This window comes from Kineobactrum salinum (assembly GCF_010669285.1).
In the GTDB taxonomy this organism is placed as follows: Bacteria; Pseudomonadota; Gammaproteobacteria; order Pseudomonadales; family Halieaceae; genus Kineobactrum; species Kineobactrum salinum.
This window is the reverse complement of sequence record NZ_CP048711.1, coordinates 4,457,107-4,473,958: the sequence shown is the minus strand read 5'-3', so window position 1 is coordinate 4,473,958 and position 16,852 is coordinate 4,457,107. Positions and strand designations below refer to the sequence as shown.

General features: G+C 62.2%; 15 protein-coding genes and 3 tRNA genes. 5 read left to right on the top strand and 13 right to left on the bottom strand.

The annotated features are described in order from the left end of the window. Positions 1-7 precede the first annotated feature (7 nt). The 4 genes from G3T16_RS19955 to G3T16_RS19945 are packed head-to-tail and all read left to right on the top strand — an operon-like array spanning position 8 to position 4,910. Complete coding sequence (locus tag G3T16_RS19955) at positions 8-1,135, top strand: efflux RND transporter periplasmic adaptor subunit (RefSeq protein WP_163496757.1); 1,128 nt, start codon at positions 8-10, stop codon at positions 1,133-1,135. Position 1,136: 1 nt separating this feature from the next. Further along, the gene (locus tag G3T16_RS22650; protein ID WP_269473248.1) at positions 1,137-1,724 is read left to right on the top strand and encodes an efflux RND transporter permease subunit; all 588 of its coding nucleotides are present in this window, start codon (positions 1,137-1,139) and stop codon (positions 1,722-1,724) included. Further along, positions 1,670-4,297: an efflux RND transporter permease subunit gene (locus G3T16_RS19950; protein ID WP_269473320.1), complete on the top strand. Its 2,628-nt coding sequence runs from the start codon at positions 1,670-1,672 to the stop codon at positions 4,295-4,297. The genes G3T16_RS22650 and G3T16_RS19950 overlap by 55 nt, the downstream gene beginning before the upstream one ends. Continuing rightward, positions 4,284-4,910 (top strand): TetR/AcrR family transcriptional regulator, encoded by a 627-nt coding sequence (locus G3T16_RS19945; RefSeq protein ID WP_163496756.1) that lies wholly within the window; start codon positions 4,284-4,286, stop codon positions 4,908-4,910. Before G3T16_RS19950 ends, G3T16_RS19945 begins: the two co-directional genes overlap by 14 nt. A 60-nt stretch (positions 4,911-4,970) precedes the next feature. On the opposite strand, the gene G3T16_RS19940 is transcribed toward G3T16_RS19945, so the two are convergent. From G3T16_RS19940 to G3T16_RS19880, 13 genes are all read right to left on the bottom strand, one after another. Continuing rightward, positions 4,971-5,399, bottom strand: a complete 429-nt coding sequence (locus G3T16_RS19940) for an FKBP-type peptidyl-prolyl cis-trans isomerase (protein WP_163496755.1) — start codon at positions 5,397-5,399, stop codon at positions 4,971-4,973. Positions 5,400-5,564: 165 nt separating this feature from the next. Then, positions 5,565-5,897, bottom strand: a complete 333-nt coding sequence (locus G3T16_RS19935; protein ID WP_163496754.1) for a BON domain-containing protein — start codon at positions 5,895-5,897, stop codon at positions 5,565-5,567. 135 nt (positions 5,898-6,032) lie between these two features. Next, positions 6,033-6,926 (bottom strand): OmpA family protein, encoded by an 894-nt coding sequence (locus tag G3T16_RS19930; RefSeq protein ID WP_163496753.1) that lies wholly within the window; start codon positions 6,924-6,926, stop codon positions 6,033-6,035. Beyond that, on the bottom strand, positions 6,923-7,324 hold the full coding sequence (locus G3T16_RS19925; protein ID WP_163496752.1) for a DUF4398 domain-containing protein: 402 nt from the start codon (positions 7,322-7,324) through the stop codon (positions 6,923-6,925). Before G3T16_RS19925 ends, G3T16_RS19930 begins: the two co-directional genes overlap by 4 nt. A 145-nt stretch (positions 7,325-7,469) precedes the next feature. Then, on the bottom strand, positions 7,470-7,670 hold the full coding sequence (locus G3T16_RS19920) for a CsbD family protein (RefSeq protein WP_163496751.1): 201 nt from the start codon (positions 7,668-7,670) through the stop codon (positions 7,470-7,472). 219 nt (positions 7,671-7,889) lie between these two features. Next, positions 7,890-7,966: transfer RNA gene (locus G3T16_RS19915), tRNA-Arg, on the bottom strand. Between the two features lie 91 nt (positions 7,967-8,057). Next, positions 8,058-10,073, bottom strand: coding sequence for a PQQ-dependent dehydrogenase, methanol/ethanol family (locus G3T16_RS19910; protein ID WP_232059181.1), 2,016 nt, complete (start codon positions 10,071-10,073; stop codon positions 8,058-8,060). Between the two features lie 105 nt (positions 10,074-10,178). Then, on the bottom strand, positions 10,179-10,610 hold the full coding sequence (locus G3T16_RS19905; RefSeq protein ID WP_163496749.1) for an ester cyclase: 432 nt from the start codon (positions 10,608-10,610) through the stop codon (positions 10,179-10,181). A gap of 20 nt (positions 10,611-10,630) precedes the next feature. Next, entirely contained in the window at positions 10,631-11,644 is a 1,014-nt protein-coding gene (locus G3T16_RS19900) for an LLM class flavin-dependent oxidoreductase (RefSeq protein ID WP_163496748.1), read from the bottom strand. 22 nt (positions 11,645-11,666) lie between these two features. Continuing rightward, positions 11,667-13,955 carry a TonB-dependent receptor gene (locus G3T16_RS19895; protein WP_163496747.1) on the bottom strand — a complete coding sequence of 763 codons (2,289 nt, stop codon included), beginning with the start codon at positions 13,953-13,955 and terminating at the stop codon, positions 11,667-11,669. A 256-nt stretch (positions 13,956-14,211) separates the two neighbouring features. Further along, positions 14,212-15,258, bottom strand: a complete 1,047-nt coding sequence (locus G3T16_RS19890; protein WP_163496746.1) for an AraC family transcriptional regulator — start codon at positions 15,256-15,258, stop codon at positions 14,212-14,214. A gap of 139 nt (positions 15,259-15,397) precedes the next feature. Further along, positions 15,398-15,473, bottom strand: a tRNA-His gene (locus G3T16_RS19885). Positions 15,474-15,528: 55 nt separating this feature from the next. Then, a tRNA-Pro gene (locus G3T16_RS19880) sits at positions 15,529-15,605 on the bottom strand. A 214-nt stretch (positions 15,606-15,819) separates the two neighbouring features. On the opposite strand from G3T16_RS19880, the gene folD reads away from it, so the two are divergent. Beyond that, entirely contained in the window at positions 15,820-16,665 is an 846-nt protein-coding gene (gene folD, locus G3T16_RS19875; protein WP_163496745.1) for a bifunctional methylenetetrahydrofolate dehydrogenase/methenyltetrahydrofolate cyclohydrolase FolD, read from the top strand. The last annotated feature ends 187 nt before the right edge of the window (positions 16,666-16,852 follow it).

The following is a 16,852-nucleotide window of genomic DNA, read 5'->3' as shown; positions in this document are numbered from 1 at the left end:
CGTCCCGATGCTTCATCCCCTGTCCTCCGACACGGCCTCCCGACACCCGACCTGGCTGCTGATCGCACTGGCCTGTGTCCTTGTCGCCGTGCTCAGCGCCATCCTGCACCTGCGGGCCGGGTTTGCCGACCAACCACCGACCCCCGAGCCCTTGCCAGTGCGCGGCATCGACTTTGTACTTGAACCGGGTTTTGTGCGCAGTCTGCGTTTTACCGGCGTAGTCCGCGCCCGGGACCAGTCCGAAGCCGGTTTCGAGTTGCCTGGCATGGTCCGCGAACTGGCTGTAGAGGAAGGCGACCGGCTCACTGAGGGCGCAGTTATCGCCCGCCTGGACACCAGCCAGCTGAAGGCGCGCAGGCGGGTGGCCGCGGCCGACCTGACCAGCGTGGAAGCCGAGCTGGAACTGGCCCGACTGCGTGCCGAAAGACAGCGCAAACTGCGCGCCAGCGGCGCGGTCTCGGTCCAGGATTACGACGCAACCCGGCTTGCCGCGCAAGCGCTGGAGGGGCGCCTGGCGTCTCTTGCGGCGCAGCTGCAAAGTATCGACATTGATTTGCACAAATCCGTGCTGCACGCGCCCTGGAACGGGGTAGTCGCACAGCGCTACCTCGATACCGGTGCGATCGTAGCTGCCGGTACCCCGGTGGTGCGGCTGCTGCGAACCGAACAGCTGGAGGCGCGCATAGGGATTCCAACACAGCATCTGCACGCCCTGCAGACGGGCCGGGAATACCGCCTGCTGTTGCGCACCGGGCCGGTGGCCGCCCGCCTGCGCGCTGTGCACCCGGACGTGGAACCCCTTACGCGCACCGCACTCGCCGTGTTCGTGCTGCCAGACGCAAACCAGAGCCTGGACGGGGAGCCCGTGAGCCTGCTGCTGAAGGAGGAGATAGCCTCGGAAGGCGGCTGGCTGCCCGTCAGCGCTCTGCTGGAAGGTGAGCGCGGCGCCTGGTCTGTGCTGCGCCTGCAGGCGCGGGAGGCATCCACCGTGGCAGTGCGCGAGATGGTGGAAGTACTGGAAATAGATGGCGACAGAGCCTTCGTGCGCGGCAGTTTGCAGTCCGGCCAGACCGTGATCGCCGATGGCATCCACCGCATTGCCGCCGGCACGCCGGTGCGGCCGCTGGAACGCTGACATGCTGGCCCGGATTTTATATGGCAACAGCCGCTATTTCACGCTGCTGGTACTGGTGGTTGTCGCGGTCGGCCTGTCGAGTCTGCGCTCCATCGCGCGCCAGGAAGACCCCACCATCACCAACTTCTTTGCCTCCGTCACGACATTTTATCCCGGCGCGGATCCAGCCCGGGTGGAGGCCCTGATCACCCGGCCGCTGGAGGATGAACTGCGCAAGATCGCGGAAATAAAGGAACTGACCTCCACCTCGGCCAACGAAGTGTCTACCGTTCAGGTGAACCTGGTGCAGACCCTGTCCGACACCGAAATCGCGCGCGTCTGGTCCGAGATCCGCGATGCGCTGAGCGACGCCGCCAGCCGCTTCCCCGCTGGCGCCAGCGCGCCGGTGTTCGACGACGACCGGCTCACCGCCTACACCGCCATCGTGGCATTGAGCCCCGCCCCGAGGTGCCGGTACCACTGTCCCTGCTGCACCGCATTGCCCGTGACTTCGCCGACCAGGCACGCAACTTCGCCGGCACCAAACAAGTGGACATGTATGGGGAGCCCGAAGAAGAAATACGGGTGGCGCTGGATGAACAGGCGCTGAGTGCGCGCGGCCTCGGGGTCGCCGATGTGGCCGCTGCGCTGCGGGCCGCGGACCCCCGAATGGCGGCCGGACGCAGCACCGGCGCGGGCAGCGACCTGCTGATCGAGGTCGCGGGCGCCTTCGATTCAATGTCCCGGATTCGCGACGTAGTGCTGCGGGCCGCGGCGGACGGCAGCACCGTGCGGCTGTCGGATGTGGCACGGGTCTACAAAAGTCAGCGCACGCCTCCCGCGTCCCGGGCGCTGATCCAGGGTGACGACGGCATCCTGGTGGGGGTCGCCATGACCGACGGCCTGCAGGTCGACCGCTGGAGCCGGGAATTCGCGGCCTTTGTCGACCGCTACAGGGCACTGGCACCCCAGGGCGTACAGCTTGAGATCAGCTATGACCAGAGCGTCTATACCCGCGAGCGCCTGCAGGGTGTGCTGTTGAATCTCGCCATCGGCGTGGTGTTGGTGATGGCGGTACTGCTGCTCACCATGGGCTGGCGGGCCGCACTGGTGGTGGCCGTGGTGTTGCCGTTGTGCAGCCTGTTTTCCATCAGCGTGCTCTACCAGCTGGGGGAAGCCATCCACCAGATGTCCGTCACGGGGCTGGTGGTTGCGCTGGGCCTGCTGGTGGACGGCTCCATTGTCATGACCGACGAGATTCGCAAGCGGCTGACCCGTGGCGCAAGCCCGGTAGCCGCTATCGGCGGCGCGGTACATCGTCTGCGTATTCCGCTGCTCTCCTCCACCGCCACCACCGTGCTGGCCTTCATGCCGATGCTGATAATGCCCGGCCCGGCCGGCGATTTCGTGGGCTCCATTGCCAGCGCCGTGGTCGTCATGCTGGTGGGATCGCTGCTGCTGGCACTCACCGTCACGCCGGTGCTGGCCGCATGGCTGTTGCCGCGCGGCCTCGAACACAGCAGGCACTGGTGGAACCGGGGCCTGGAGAGCGGCCGCGCCGGCCGCTGGCTGACCCACGGCCTGGATTGGTCGCTGCGCAATCCGGTGGCGTCCATCGCGCTGGCACTGGTGCTGCCGCTGACCGGTTTTCTCGCGTATCCGACACTGACAGCACAATTCTTTCCCGGCACCGATCGCGACCAGCTCTACCTGCAGGTGAAATTGCCGGATGGGCGCTCAATAGACGACACCACCGAACTGGTACGGCGCCTGGACAGGCAGTTGCGGGCCGACCCGCTGATACGCCGGGTGGACTGGAGCATCGGCGAAAACGCCCCCGCCTTTTACTACAACATGCTGCGCACCCGGGAAGGCATTCCCAGCTGGGCCGAGGGCCTGGTACTGACCACCGATCCGAAGCAGACCGATGCGCTGATCCGGCGCCTGCAGCGCGAGGTGGATGCGGCCTTCCCCGAGGCCCGTATCATCGTCCGCGGCATCGAGCAGGGTCCACCCGTGATGGCGCCGCTGGAAGTCGAGCTGTACGGCGACAACCTGGAGGTTCTGCGTCAACTGGGCGAACAGTTCCGCTGGCGCATGGAGCGGCTGCCCGATGTCACCCATACCAACACCAGCCTGGTGGCCGGTGCCCCCAAATTGGTGTTCACGGCCGATGAGCACCTGTTGCGCTTGGCCGGGCTGCAACAGCGGGACCTCGCCGCCGCACTCGATGCGGCGCTGCAGGGTCTTGCCGGCGGTGAGGTACTGGAAGGTACGGAGCGGTTGCCGGTAAGGGTCCGGCTGGAGGAGGCCGCCTGGGGCAGCGCCGGGGACATCGCCGCCCTGCATCTGCCACTGCCCGGCGCCGCCGCTACCGACCGCGGCATCCAGGGGGTCGCGCTGAGCAGCCTGGGCAGCTTCGAGCTGGTGCCCGCCCACAGCCCCATCACCCGCAGCGACGGCCAGCGCACCAATACGGTTCAGGCCTTCCTGACCCGCGGGGTGCTGCCGGAAGAGACATTGATCCAGCTGCGCCGGGACCTGGACGCCAACCCGCTGGCCCTGCCCCAGGGCTACAGCTACGCCTTTGGCGGCGACAGCAACGAACGCGCCGAGGTCGTGGACAAGATACTGGCACCGCTGGGCATGATCATCGCCCTGCTGGTCACCACCATTGTGCTCACCTTCAACTCCTGGCGGCTGTCGCTGGTGGCACTGCTGGTATGCGTCTGCTCCATGGGGCTGAGCCTGCTGTCGCTGGCGATCTTTCGCTACCCCTTCGGTATCCAGGCCATGATTGGCGTCATCGGCTCCGTCGGCGTGTCCATCAACGCAGCAATTATCATCATGACCGCGCTGCAACTGGACCGGGATGCGCTGGCGGGCGGCCTGTATGCAGTGCGGCAGGTGGTCATGGACTCCAGCCGGCACATCGTATCCACCACCATCACCACCTTCGGCGGCTTCCTGCCACTGATTCTTGAGGGTGGCCAATTCTGGCCGCCATTTGCCATGTCCATCGCCGGCGGCGTGCTACTCTCCACCGTGGTGTCGTTTTTCCTGGTGCCGCCCCTGTTCGTGCTGGTAAGCCGCTGGGGGAAACCCCCCGTGGGCGCTATACCACAGGCGGTGCCCGGCGCCGCCCATTTGATCCGGAGACAGCAGACCGATGGCCAGCCCTAACGACAGCAAGGCCGGTAGTTACCATCACGGCGACCTGCGCAATGCGCTGATTGTTGCCGCCGCGGAACTGATCGAGGAGAGCGGCAGTACCGATTTTGCAATGATTGACGCCGCGCGCCGTGCCGGGGTCAGCAGCGCCGCACCCTACCGGCACTTCCGCGACAAGAACTCACTGCTCGACGCGGTGGCCGAACTGGGCTTTCTGGGCCTGACCGAGGCCGGCAATGCGGCCACCGCCGGGCAGCCGCAAGGCAGCGCCGAGGCCATCATTGCCCTGGGCAAGGCCTACATCGGCTTTGTCACCAGTCATCCGCAGTTTTACAGCCTGATGTGGGGCGACATGAGTTGGCGCGAGGTTCCGGCAGAACAAGAGAAGCAGAGCGGCTCCTGCTTCTATGCGCTGGCCGACGCAGTCGGGGCCTGGTGCCGGGCCAATGGCCGCGACGATGAGGATGTGCTGCAACTGTCGATCAAGCTGTGGGCACTGGCTCACGGTCTCAGCAGTATCGCCATGCACGGTCACGTGGACTATTTCCTGCCGCAGGCGGATGCCTATGCGCTGTTGGAGAGCAGCACGCATACCTTCCTCGAAGGTGTCAGACGCGGGGCCTGACGATCCGGCCCCCGAAAACCTGGTTGTACCGCTTGACCCGGGCGCCGGAGCCCGGGGACCTCAGTGAATGGTTACCAGTTCGATATCAAAATTCAGGTCCTTGCCCGCCAGTGGATGATTTGCATCCAGGGTAACAACCTCATCACTGATTTCCGCGACCAGGACCGGAATGGGCTGGCCCTCCTGGGTCTGCATCTGCAGCTGGGTGCCTACCTCCAGCGGTATGTGCTCGGGGATCTGGTCCCGCGCCACCTCTTGCCGGGCGTCCGGATTGGGCTGGCCGTAGGCCTCCTCGGCAGGCACTTTCACCTCTTTCTTATCGCCTACCGTCATGCCCTCCAGGGCCTTGTCCAGACCCGGAATAATCTGGCCGGAGCCGACTTCAAACTGCAGTGGATCACGCCCTTCGCTGCTGTCAAAGACCGTGCCGTCAATGAGGGTGCCGGTGTAGTGGATGCTGACTGTATCGCCGGATTTGACTGCGCTCATGGAAAACTCCCGCTGTGCGTGAATGTTGAGGCCGTGCGGCAGCGCGGCACTCACAAGACCTGCCAGTCTAACGGGTGGATCACGGATTTGGCAAACCGGGGCCGGCAGCCGGGCTGACATAAAGCCTCAGACCGACCCCGCCCGCATTCTGCTCCCGCTCAAGCCTTATTTGACACGCATGTCATTCTTGACCGATTTTACACCGGCGACATCGCGCGCCACCCGGGTAGCCCTGTCAATGTCCGCAGGTGAACTGACGAAACCACTGAGCTGCACCACACCCTTGAAGGTTTCAACATTGACTTCAGTGACTTTGAGTTGATCGTCTCCCAGGATCGCTGCCTTGACCTTGGTAGTGATAACGCTGTCATCAATGTATTCCCCGGTGCTGGATTTCTGCGCCGTACCGCCGCAGCCAACGAGCAATGCCAAAACCACAGCACCAAGAAAAGTTAAACCGAGAAATTTGCCGGTGCTGGACTGCGTGGATATATTCATAATGAACTCCAGATGGTTTGACGGTTGTCATGTGCAAGTATGGGTGTTGCACTGAAGGAATTCTGTACGCCAGCGCACCGAGCAACAGCTACCGCCCCGGTCGCGACGATAGCTCAGGCCGTCTTTCGCCCAGGTCTAGGGTTTCGGCGGATTCTCGATAATAATCTCGACGCGCCGGTTCTGCTGGCGCCCGGTAGCAGTGTCGTTGTCGGCTACCGGTCGACTCTTGCCGATACCCGATGTGGAGATCGACTGCGAGGGAATGCCCTGCTGAACCAAGTAAGACCTGACAGAATCGGCGCGCCGCTGTGACAATCCCTGATTATACTCGGCGCTACCGACATTGTCGGTATGCCCTTCGATCAGGACTCGGCGCTCGGGATATTCATTCAGGAAGCTCACCAACTTGTCGAGATTACTGTGGGCGCCGCCCAGAAGCTCTGCGCTTCCCGTCGCAAACAGAACATCTCCCAGGGTCACCACCAGGCCACGCTCGGTAGTCGCCGCCTGCAGGGCGTCGATCTGGCGTTGATACTCTTCTGCCTGACGCGCCGCGGCGGCCGCCGTGTCCTCCCTGGAACTCTGTGCAGCGAGGGCCTCACGGCGAGCCGCAGCAGCCTCATCGCGGGCCTTGTCAGCTTCGCGAGTGCGCGCCTGCAAACGAACCTCATCGCGTTCCTCGGCAAGCCGCTCACGCTGCTCCTCGGCGAATCGAGTGGTCGCCCTGGCTTCAGCTATCGACACTTTTTGATCCGCCATGTACACACGGTGCGCTCCCAACGCCTCATCGGCGCTGCCAGACAGCGGCTGCTCGGCGGTGCGCACGGCAGCCTCTGCCTCCCTGAACTCCACCCGCGCCCGGCCGGCGAGGTCTGGATTGTTCTGTAATGCGGTCAACCGCTCCCGCACCTCCTGTGCGCCCTGGGGACTTGCCGGCGCTGTCGCGCATGACACGATGAACAGGGAGCACAACGCCAGCCCCGCCAATAAGGTTGCGCGCCATGCAACTTGAGTAGTCCAGATGTTCATCGCTGATCTCCTGTCCGTTGCAGTTCTTCAGTAAGTGCATCAACGCTGCGACGCATTTCCCTGTTGATTGCCACTGCTTTCGCAGACTCAGTTCGCGCTGACGCCAATTCCGCCATGATCATCGCCTCTTGGGCCAGGCGCTCAGCCTCTATCATTTGCTCGTTGCGTACGGACCGCTCCGCCAGCGTCATTTTTTGCTGCGCTTCATCCAGCTCAGCGCCTGCGTGCTGTCGCGCACCTGCCTGTTCGGCACTGTCGATGGCTTTATTGGCAGCTGCCAGCGCGGCAGTGGGTGCCATTGGAGCCGTTGCGCATGCACTCGTCAAAGCCATTGCCATGACCAGACCCAGGGCCGCACGCAGGCGCCCACCACTCATTTTCCTGATTAATTGATACATTCCGGGACTCCTTTAGAATAGTGCTGTTGGCCGGCAATCCGCGCGGCCAACAGGAAGTGCTGTCGACGCTGTCGAAAAAGAACAAGGCGTCGCCGAACTGAACAGCGCCTGCGAGCAGCGCCTTCCCGGGAACCTGCCGGCTCAGCTATTGTTGAGCTTTCTCGAAATCTCTGATCTGCTTTTCCGCTTCATCCCTTGAAATGCCGTAAGCCTTCTGAAGTTCGCCCGCAAGCTGATCACGCTTGCCAGCAATCACATCGAGGCGATCATCGCTCAGCTTGCCCCACTGCACCTTCGCCTTGCCCTTGAGTTCCGTCCAATTGCCTTCAATGATGTCCTTGTTCATAACTATGTCCCTCAGCTGTTTGCCGCCTCATGTGGTTGGAGGGTGGGCATCTTCTGCCACTCCCACGTCAACGGGATTGATCGCCAGTCGCAAGAAGCGCGCCTGCCCGCTGGGCTGGCGGTGTTCTTGCGCGCAATGCAATCCATCTGCTAAGGAGAATGTCTTTCTGGGGGGACTACGTCTGTGCGCTATCACACGCGGAAAGGACCCACCTGAAGGTGGCAGGGGCAGAAGGACTCGAACCCTCGACCTACGGCTTAGAAGGCCGTTGCTCTATCCAGCTGAGCTATACCCCCATGGAGATTGTTGGTGCTTCCGCCCTGTCTGGCGAGAAGGCTCGGGGATTATAACCACTACGGTGGACTGATTCTACAGACCCGGCTACTCTCAATCGGTCTCGTGAGCGCGCTTTATCACGTAGGCACGCACCGCCTCGGCATCCTCGGGCTTCAGCACGCTGGCGAATCCCACCATGCCCTGGTCGCGCAAGGCGCCCTTCCCGACCACGGTCCACCACGCGTCGTCGCTGCCCAGCAGGGCGGACCAGCGCAGGTCCGGCAGTATGCCGCCGGACACCGCGGCATCGCCGTGGCAGCCGATGCAGTAGCGATGATAGATACGCTTGCCTTCATCCACAGTGCCGGCGGACGCGAACTGTTCGGGTCGTGCCGGCGGCTCACGATGCTCTGAGGCTTCCGAGGCCAACGCGGGGAGAGACGCCTCGCCATCCAGGGCGAAGGTCAATACCCGGCTGCGGTTGCCGCTAACACCCGAGATATGCGCGATTTCCCCAGTCAGCAGCGGAAAAATGCCGCCCCAGCCGGCGACGACGGTGATGTACTGGGTGCCCTCGACGGTATAGCTCACAGGCGCCGCGACGACGCCGGTCTGCGTGGGGAAGGACCATAGCTGCTCGCCAGTAGTGGCGTGGTAGGCGGCAAAGATGCCCGCCGCATTGCCCTGGAAGACAAGATCGCCCGCCGTGGCCAGCACGCCGCCATTCCAGGGGCCGGGATGCTGGAAGCGCCACACCTCGCTCTGCTTGACCGGATCCCAGGCCAACAGGTGTCCTCCCATGCTGTCGAGGATCTCCTTCTTGACCGCGGGATCCTGCGGCAGGCTGGCGGCGGCCAGGTCGATGCCCAGATTGATTGCCAGCTCACTCATGCGAAATGCCGGGTCATTGATATAGGCGAAGCCCATTTCCTGTGCCGGCAGGTAGACCAGACCCGTGCCAGGATGGAATGCCATGGAGTGCCAGTTATGGGCACCCAGGGCGCCTGGCATGGCCAGCCAGGGCTTGCCGCTCTTGTTGTAGTAGGCGTCAGGATTGATAGCGGGACGGCCAGTGTCCAGGTCGACACCGGAAGCCCAGTTGACCGGCACGAAGGGCTCGGCGGAGAGCAGTTCACCGGTGGCACGATCCAGTACATAGAAGAAACCGTTCTTCGGTGCCTGCATCAGCACCTTGCGGGGTTCGCCCTCTATTTCCAGCGTTGCGAGAATCATCTGCTGAGTGGCGGTATAGTCCCAGCGATCGCCCGGTGTAGTCTGGTAGTGCCAGACATATTCGCCGGTATCGGGGCGCAGCGCCACAATGGAGGAGAGAAACAGGTTGTCGCCGCCGCCAGGGCTGCGCACGTCGGGATTCCAGGGGCTGCCGTTGCCCACCCCGATATACAGCAGGTCGAGTTCGGGATCGTAGGACATTGAGTCCCATACGGTGCCGCCGCCCCCGTGACGCCACCACTCACCGGACCAGGTCTTTGCGGCCTCGCGATGGATCGGGTTTTCCAGCGGTTTCGAGGGATCGCCGGGCACTGTGTAGAAGCGCCAGGCCAGCTCACCGCTGTCGGCGTCGTAGGCCGATACATAGCCGCGCACGCCGAACTCGCCGCCGCCGTTGCCAATCAGCACCTTCCCCTTCACCACCCGCGGCGCGCCGGTGATCGTGTAGGGCTTGTCACGATCGACGGTCAGCGTGGACCACAGCTTTTCTCCGTTGCTGGAATCCAGCGCGATCAGCCGGCCATCGAGCGTGCCGACATAGATTTTATCCTGCCATACCGCGGCACCGCGGTTGACCACGTCGCAACAGGCCTTGACGGCAGTCTCGCCGGGCACCTCCGGATCAAATTGCCAAAGCAACTCACCGGTCGCGGCGTCGAAGGCCTGTACCTTGCTCCAGGCACTGGTGGTATAGAGACGCCCGTCTACGACGATGGGCGTCGCTTCCTGACCGCGAGCGGTATCGAGATCGTGGTACCAGGCCAAGCGCAGCCGGCCTGCATTGCCGGTATTGATCTGCTTCAGAGGACTGAAGCGGTCCTCCGCATAAGTACGACCGTGGCTCAACCAGTTCTCCGGTTCGCGGTCCGCCTGGACGATGCGCTCGCCGGTCACCTTCGTAACTGGTGGCGCTTCCCCGCCTGATACAGTGCCGGCAAAGCAAGCCAGCGTTACGGCAAGTGTACAGTTTCGCAACACGCCCATGGCGATTGACCCTTTTTATTTCAGCAATCGTAAATCGTCCCGCAGGACGCCGAACTGTTTCATCATGACAGTGAAATCCCAGCAGTCCATGCCCTTGCTGATTTTGTCACCCTCGAACTCATAGTAAGACAGACCGGTGAACTTTACCGGTTTGCCGGTGCAGTCGACCCCTTCGAAGTCACCGTTCCAGGTGGCGGTGATCACCCACTGTCCCGCGCCGAACTCTTCCGTGGCGAAACGCCGGGTGTATTCCACCCGGAAGTCCGGCATGGTTTTCAGCACCTCTTCGGCGAATTGGCGTAACCCATCGCGGCCGTTATTGGTGGCGCCCATGGCGAGGTCTTCGTACACGCAGTCCTCAGTAAAATGGCTCACCAGGCCGTCGATGTCATGACGCCGCCAGGCGGCGTAGACATCTTCCAACAGTTTTTCCTTGATTTCGCTCATCGTGGTTCTCCTGACAGTTTTCAGTGTTCCCGTAGTTTGCTGAAGTGGGGCAGGATATCCTTGGCGATGATATCCAGCGCCTCGTCGAAATCCGGCCCAAGGGGCGGCCCGAAGGCGATATGTGTGGCGCCGGCTGCCAGCATTTCCTCGATCTGGGGAATGGCATCCGCCGCCGTGCCGCTGACGGAGAAGGCGCGTACCGCGCGATCGGAAACCATGCTCTTGGCCTTTTCCACATCGCCGGCCTGAAAAGCCTCGAAGGCGCCCTGTATCTCATCTTCGGGAATGCCCTCATTGGCGGGCATGGGCGCCAGCATGGGTTGCAGCAGTGCCAGCATCCCCTTGATGTGATCGATGGCCGCGTCGCGGTCGCGGGACAGCGAGCACAGTGGCCCCACGATCACATCCAGCTTCGAGGGATCGCGGTTTTCCGCCTCGGCACCCTTGAAAAACTGGTCCCGCAGGTGAGCAAGATAGGAAGGACTCCAGGTGCAGTCGGCCTTGAAGCCACTGGCCACCTTGCCCGCCATCATCGCCATTTGCGGACCCCAGGTGCCGATGAAGACAGGAATATCCCGGCGCAGCACATCAAACTGGAAAAACAGATCGGAGGTGGCGCTGAAAAACTCACCTTCGTAGGGTTCGCGGCTGCCGGAGATCATGCGCTGCATCAACTCGTGCGCCTCGCGCAACATTTTGATCGGCTTCTTCGGATTGGTAATACCCAGCATGGGATTGAATCCGCCACGCCCGACACCGCAGATAGCGCGTCCACCGGTGAGCTCGTCCAGCGCAACGAGATTCGCTGCGTGGTACGCCGGATGCGCCACCTGGGGCGTGACGATGGCCGGGCCCAGCCGGATACGGCTGGTATTGGCACCGATCAGCGTCAGGATGGGCCAGGCGGGACGGAAGATCAGGTCATCGGCGATATGCAGTTCGTCGAAACCGTAGTGCTCTATTTTTTGCGCCCAGCCCACGTAGGCATCCATGGGGTACATACCAGTAATCATCACACTGAACTTGACGGACATATAAAACTCTCCCTGGATAAAGTCAGTAGGTGTATTTCAGCCCAAGGAACCATTCCCGCGGCCGTGAGACCACGGCCTGGCCATAGCCGATGCCGTCGTTGGCTACGCCGCTGACAATATATACCTCGTCGGTGAGGTTGGTCGCACCAGCGGTAATACGCCACCGATCACCGGGCAGCGTATAGCTCAGTGCGGCGTTCAACAGGGAATAGCTTTCCTGGTTCAGGAACTCTTCGTTCGCGACTGTCTTGTAGTGGGAGTCCTTGAAGGACAGATCGCCGCGCAGGTAGAGGTGGCCTTTGTCGTCGTTGAAGATATCTGCGGTGAAGCCTACTGTGGCCGTCCATTCCGGCGAATTTGGGAGTTCGTTGTCTATCGAGGTGCCTGCATCGATGGCGGCTTGCGAGAGACTTTCGTACTCGCTGTTCAGGTAACCGGCCCCGGCATTGATGTGGAACCAGTCCGCTACCACGATCTCGGTTTCCACTTCCAGGCCGCGAATGCGGGCGTCACCAGCGTTGATCAGTACCGGCACAAAGGCACTGGGCCCGGCGTTCGCCGTCAGCTGCACATCCTGGTAATCGGTGTGGAACATCGCGACGTTGAGGCGCAGACGGCGCTGGAAAAATTCCGCCTTGAATCCGGCCTCGTAGACTTCGGCCTCCTCGGGCCCGAAGCTCGGAATGAGCAACGCAGGATCTGTCTCCGGCGTGGTGACACCGGGAATTACCGGCGGGAAGCCCCGCATCGTGAAGCCGCCGCCCTTGAAGCCCTTGGAATAGCTGAGGTAAAGCAAGGAGCCCTCCGCGAACTGGTAATCCAGCGTGACTGAGGGAGTGAACTGGTTGTCGGAGCGCGACACCTCAACCTCGGGGAAAAGGGGCAGGTTTTCCTGCACCAGGAAGCCGCCGCCGGTGGTCTCGGCGAATCCCGCCCAGAACGGTTCATAGAGGGCCGGCACATTGTCGATCTGCTGCTGTGGCAAAAAGCGGCGCTTTTCGCGACTGTAGCGCGCGCCCAGAGTCAACGACAGGGTGTCGCTAAGTTGATAGCCAAGCTGGCCGAAGACAGCGGAACTGTCGTTGTCGATGGCGCCGCCGCTGGTGAACTGCACCGGCTCCAGCATTACGGGGAAATCCTGGTGGCCTTTTTCGCTCATGTAAAACAGGCCCAACAGGAAATCAAGACGATCGTCCATGGCACTGCCTGAGAACTGGAATTCCTGACTGAACTGCTCCAGATCGATGTCCTGGCCGATCGTGTTGAGGTAGGCGGGAATGCCGGTGAGCTCCTGCAGTACATCGGCGGAGGCTTCGCGGTAAGCGGTGATGGATTTCAGGTCTGCGCCGCCCAGTTCCCAGTCGAAGGTGAGATGCGCGCCCCAGACATCGGTGTCGGACTGGTTGGGACCGGTATTGGTATTCTCCAGGTCATCGATGTCTCGCACATACTGGCTGTTGGCACAGGCAGCATTGTCGAAGCGTGCGGCATTGCCTGGCGTTGGCGCGCAGGCCGGAAAGGCGATGCTGTTGTGCAATGAGGCGAAGAAGGCGTTTTCGTCGACGCTCACCATTATCTGGCCGGGAGACTGCTCACGGGAGCGGGTTCCGTCCAGCGCGAAGCTCATCTGCAGCGTGTCGGTGATATCCAGTTCCCCGGACAGGCGGCCGGTGAGTGCATCCTTGTTGCCCTGCTCGCCCCCGGTGAGAACACGCTTTACATGTCCGTCGCGGCTCAATGAGGCAGCAGAAGCACGCAACCGGAAACGGTCATTCACGGGGAGGTTGGCCGAGGCTTTCACGTCCAGCCGGTCGTAGCGGCCGGTGGTGACATCGATGCTGAACTCCTTCTCGGGGCCGGGCCGCGTCGAGCTCAGCAGTATCGCGCCGCCGATGGTGTTTTTGCCGAACAAGGTCCCCTGCGGACCGCGCAGCACTTCGATACGATCCAGATCCACGGCGTCCAGCAGGGAGCCCACTGATTTACCGATGTACACCCCATCGAGGTAGAGGCCCACTCCAGGCTCCACGGTAATGGTGTAGTCGGTCTGCCCGATGCCGCGGATATAGATCTGCGGAGCGCCGCCTCCGCCCGACTCCGAGGCAGTGCTGTCAAATTGCAGGTTGGGCACGAACTGGTTGATGTCTGCCACTGATTGTATGTTGCGCACATCCAGGGCCTCTGCACCCAGCGCTGTCACTGCTACAGGTGTTTCCTGCAAGCTCTCGCTGCGGCGCCGGGCGCTGACGATGACCTCTTCCAGCATCGCGCCGGACTGGGTTTGGGCGATGGCCACCGGCGGTGGCATCATCGCCAGCGCCACTACACCGGCCGCCGCCAGTCGGCTGTTGCGGTGAACTATTCCCCTACCGGACTATGGACGACCCGTTTAATAACGTCTTGCATGTGGTTCTCCCGCCTATGCTTATAGCGCCATTGTCAGTGGCAACGAGCGTGTCACAGCCTGAATCAGGCTCACAAGCCACTACTGGCAAGCCGAGGTCGTTTTCTGCAAGGGGTGCCGCGAACGCGGTGTATTAGGGTAGTGGGTGGTCCACGCAGGCGGGCTAGAGCCGTCTCAGCGTATCGGAGGGGTATTCCCCGAATTCCTCGAAATAGGCGCGGGAGAAACGCCCGACATGGGAGAACTGGTACAGCTGGGCGACATCGGTCACGCTGACTGCGGTGCTTGCGGCTGCCAGTAGATCCAGGCGAGCCTGGCGCAGACGCCGCAAGCGCAACCAGTGTACAGGGCTGACGCCGCGGTGCTTGCGGAAGCCGTGGTACAGGGTACGGGTGGGGACTCCCGCCACCGCGACAATATCCTCCGAACTGATTTCTTCGCTCAGGTTTTGCTCCATGAACTCTTCAGCGCGCAGCACGCAGGCCGGTACGTGGCTTCCAAAGTCCAGCAATAGCGAGGGATCCTGCGCCTCCAGTAGCGTAGCAATAAGCAGGGTCAGGAAAGAGTCCTCAATCGAACTCGCCACCGCATTGTGCCGGGTCATGGTGCCCGGCCGATCGATTTCCCGGCAGATATAGGCCAGGTAATCGAACAGACCGGAGCCGATGTTCTTTTGCGAATAGGGTGTGCTGCGAAACTCTATCCGCTGTCCGGCAAGGTGGGGATAATGCTGCAGCAGGTGAGCGTTGAGCCTTTGCTTGGGGATACCGATGGCCAAGTGGCTGTGGGCCGCTTCCATTTCAAAGCAAAACCGCCGCATGGGGTCCAATACGATCAGCTCGCCGCTTTCCAGGTCGGACCGAGTATCGTGATTGTGCACCACCGCCTTGAGGTTCAGCGGCGTCACCAGAACATAGTGGCTGCGGTCGATATAGTCTACGGAGACCTCGACGTCACTGCCGTAGCTGATCAGGTTGAAGGTCAGCGATGACAACCCCGCGCCGCGATGAATGAAATTGATCGGATTGAAGCCGCTGCCGCTGGTACGCAGCCTGTGCCGGAAAAATACATTTTCCACACTTGCCCTGGCCTGCCCGGGATTGTGCGTGGCCAACAGCGTTCTGTTGCTGAACAGCGCGGATGCCATCATGCCGCGTGGCGGTTGGTTCAGGGGCGATGTCGGGTCAGAGCGGATGTTGGGATCCTCCATGGGGCACTGGCTCCACGGTGCCAGTCTATCGCACGGCATTGCATCATATCGAAATCTGCTGGCATGTCAAAGCAGTCCAGGACCCCGTGCCCCAAAGCCGCACGTTTGCTGGATTGTTGATGATTTCTAGGCGGGAATATGGGGTGGCCGACGGGTCTTGAACCCGCTACCTCCGGAGTCACAATCCGGTGCTCTACCTGGTGAGCTACGGCCACCACTGCGTGGTCTGAAAATTCGGCACACCAACCTACCAGATCGTGGCATTGAAGTTGGTCGGGGTAGAGAGATTCGAACTCCCGACATCCTGCTCCCAAAGCAGGCGCGCTACCAGACTGCGCTATACCCCGATGTTCCTGCGGGCAGCCGCAGCTACCCGTTTTCAGGAGGCGCATGATACTCAGCCCCATCCGGGCGTCAATGATAAAAGGCGATGCCCGGCACTTTCGGTGGCCGCAGGCCTCCCAATCGGGCGCTGTGCATGGGAGAATATGCCCCTGAGAGGTGCCCCGGCGCCCTCTTTTGTGACAGACCAGGCGATCCAACACAACAGGAACGAAATATATGTCAGCACAGGTTCTGGACGGCAAGGCCCTCGCGGCCCAAACCGAGGCGGCCCTGCTCGCCAGGGTGGAACAACTGAAGGCGAAGTCCGGCGGCAAAACCCCGATTCTCGCCACCATCCTGGTGGGCGATGACCCGGCATCGGCCACCTATGTCAGAATGAAGGGGAACGCCTGCCGGCGGGTCGGCATGGAGTCGCTGGCAGTGGAAATGCCCGTCAGCACCACTACCCTCGAGTTGCTGGCCCGAATAGAGGAACTGAACAACGACCCCGACGTCCACGGCATCCTGTTGCAACATCCCGTCCCACCGCAGATTGATGAACGCGCCTGCTTCGATGCCATCGCCCTGCACAAGGATGTGGACGGGGTAACCTGCCTGGGATTCGGACGCATGGCGATGGGCGAAGCGGCCTACGGCTGCGCCACGCCCCAGGGCATCATGCGCCTGCTGGAGGAATACGGCGTGGAGATCGAGGGCAAGCACGCGGTCGTGGTCGGCCGCAGCCCCATTCTCGGCAAGCCGATGGCGATGATGCTGCTGCAGAAAAACGCGACAGTGACCATCTGCCACTCCCGCACCCGGGACCTGCCGGCACTGGTCGCCCAGGCCGACATCCTGGTGGGCGCGGTCGGCAAGCCCGAATTCATCAAGGCCGACTGGGTCAAGCCCGGCGCGGTCGTGGTGGATGCCGGCTACCACCCGGGGGGCGTGGGTGACATCGAACTGGCCCCGTTGCTGGACAAGGTCAGCGCCTACACCCCGGTGCCCGGTGGCGTGGGACCGATGACCATCAACACGCTGATCATGCAGAGTGTGGAGTCCGGGGAAAAATCGCTGGGCTGAAGACTGCTGCCTGAATCCGTGACGCCGCGGTCAGCCGCGGCGTCACTGGGTGCCCTCGCGAGAATCCTTCAGTACACCCTGCCCCATTCCCCGGGCAGTAGTTCCATCTCTTACCGCGCCGCATTCCGGAGGCAACCGCAGCGTACGATCATCATCAATATCCTGCGTGACGGTGCATTCGAGGAAA

Excerpts from the sequence above, each read along its gene's own strand:
- G3T16_RS19955 (WP_163496757.1), top strand. The coding sequence starts at position 8 with ATGCTTCATCCCCTGTCCTCCGACACGGCCTCCCGACACCCGACCTGG.
- G3T16_RS22650 (WP_269473248.1), top strand. The coding sequence starts at position 1,137 with ATGCTGGCCCGGATTTTATATGGCAACAGCCGCTATTTCACGCTGCTG.
- G3T16_RS19950 (WP_269473320.1), top strand. The coding sequence starts at position 1,670 with ATGTATGGGGAGCCCGAAGAAGAAATACGGGTGGCGCTGGATGAACAG.
- G3T16_RS19945 (WP_163496756.1), top strand. The coding sequence starts at position 4,284 with ATGGCCAGCCCTAACGACAGCAAGGCCGGTAGTTACCATCACGGCGAC.
- G3T16_RS19940 (WP_163496755.1), bottom strand. The coding sequence starts at position 5,399 with ATGAGCGCAGTCAAATCCGGCGATACAGTCAGCATCCACTACACCGGC.
- G3T16_RS19935 (WP_163496754.1), bottom strand. The coding sequence starts at position 5,897 with ATGAATATATCCACGCAGTCCAGCACCGGCAAATTTCTCGGTTTAACT.
- G3T16_RS19930 (WP_163496753.1), bottom strand. The coding sequence starts at position 6,926 with ATGAACATCTGGACTACTCAAGTTGCATGGCGCGCAACCTTATTGGCG.
- G3T16_RS19925 (WP_163496752.1), bottom strand. The coding sequence starts at position 7,324 with ATGTATCAATTAATCAGGAAAATGAGTGGTGGGCGCCTGCGTGCGGCC.
- G3T16_RS19920 (WP_163496751.1), bottom strand. The coding sequence starts at position 7,670 with ATGAACAAGGACATCATTGAAGGCAATTGGACGGAACTCAAGGGCAAG.
- G3T16_RS19905 (WP_163496749.1), bottom strand. The coding sequence starts at position 10,610 with ATGAGCGAAATCAAGGAAAAACTGTTGGAAGATGTCTACGCCGCCTGG.
- G3T16_RS19900 (WP_163496748.1), bottom strand. The coding sequence starts at position 11,644 with ATGTCCGTCAAGTTCAGTGTGATGATTACTGGTATGTACCCCATGGAT.
- G3T16_RS19895 (WP_163496747.1), bottom strand. The coding sequence starts at position 13,955 with ATGATGCCACCGCCGGTGGCCATCGCCCAAACCCAGTCCGGCGCGATG.
- G3T16_RS19890 (WP_163496746.1), bottom strand. The coding sequence starts at position 15,258 with ATGGAGGATCCCAACATCCGCTCTGACCCGACATCGCCCCTGAACCAA.
- folD (WP_163496745.1), top strand. The coding sequence starts at position 15,820 with ATGTCAGCACAGGTTCTGGACGGCAAGGCCCTCGCGGCCCAAACCGAG.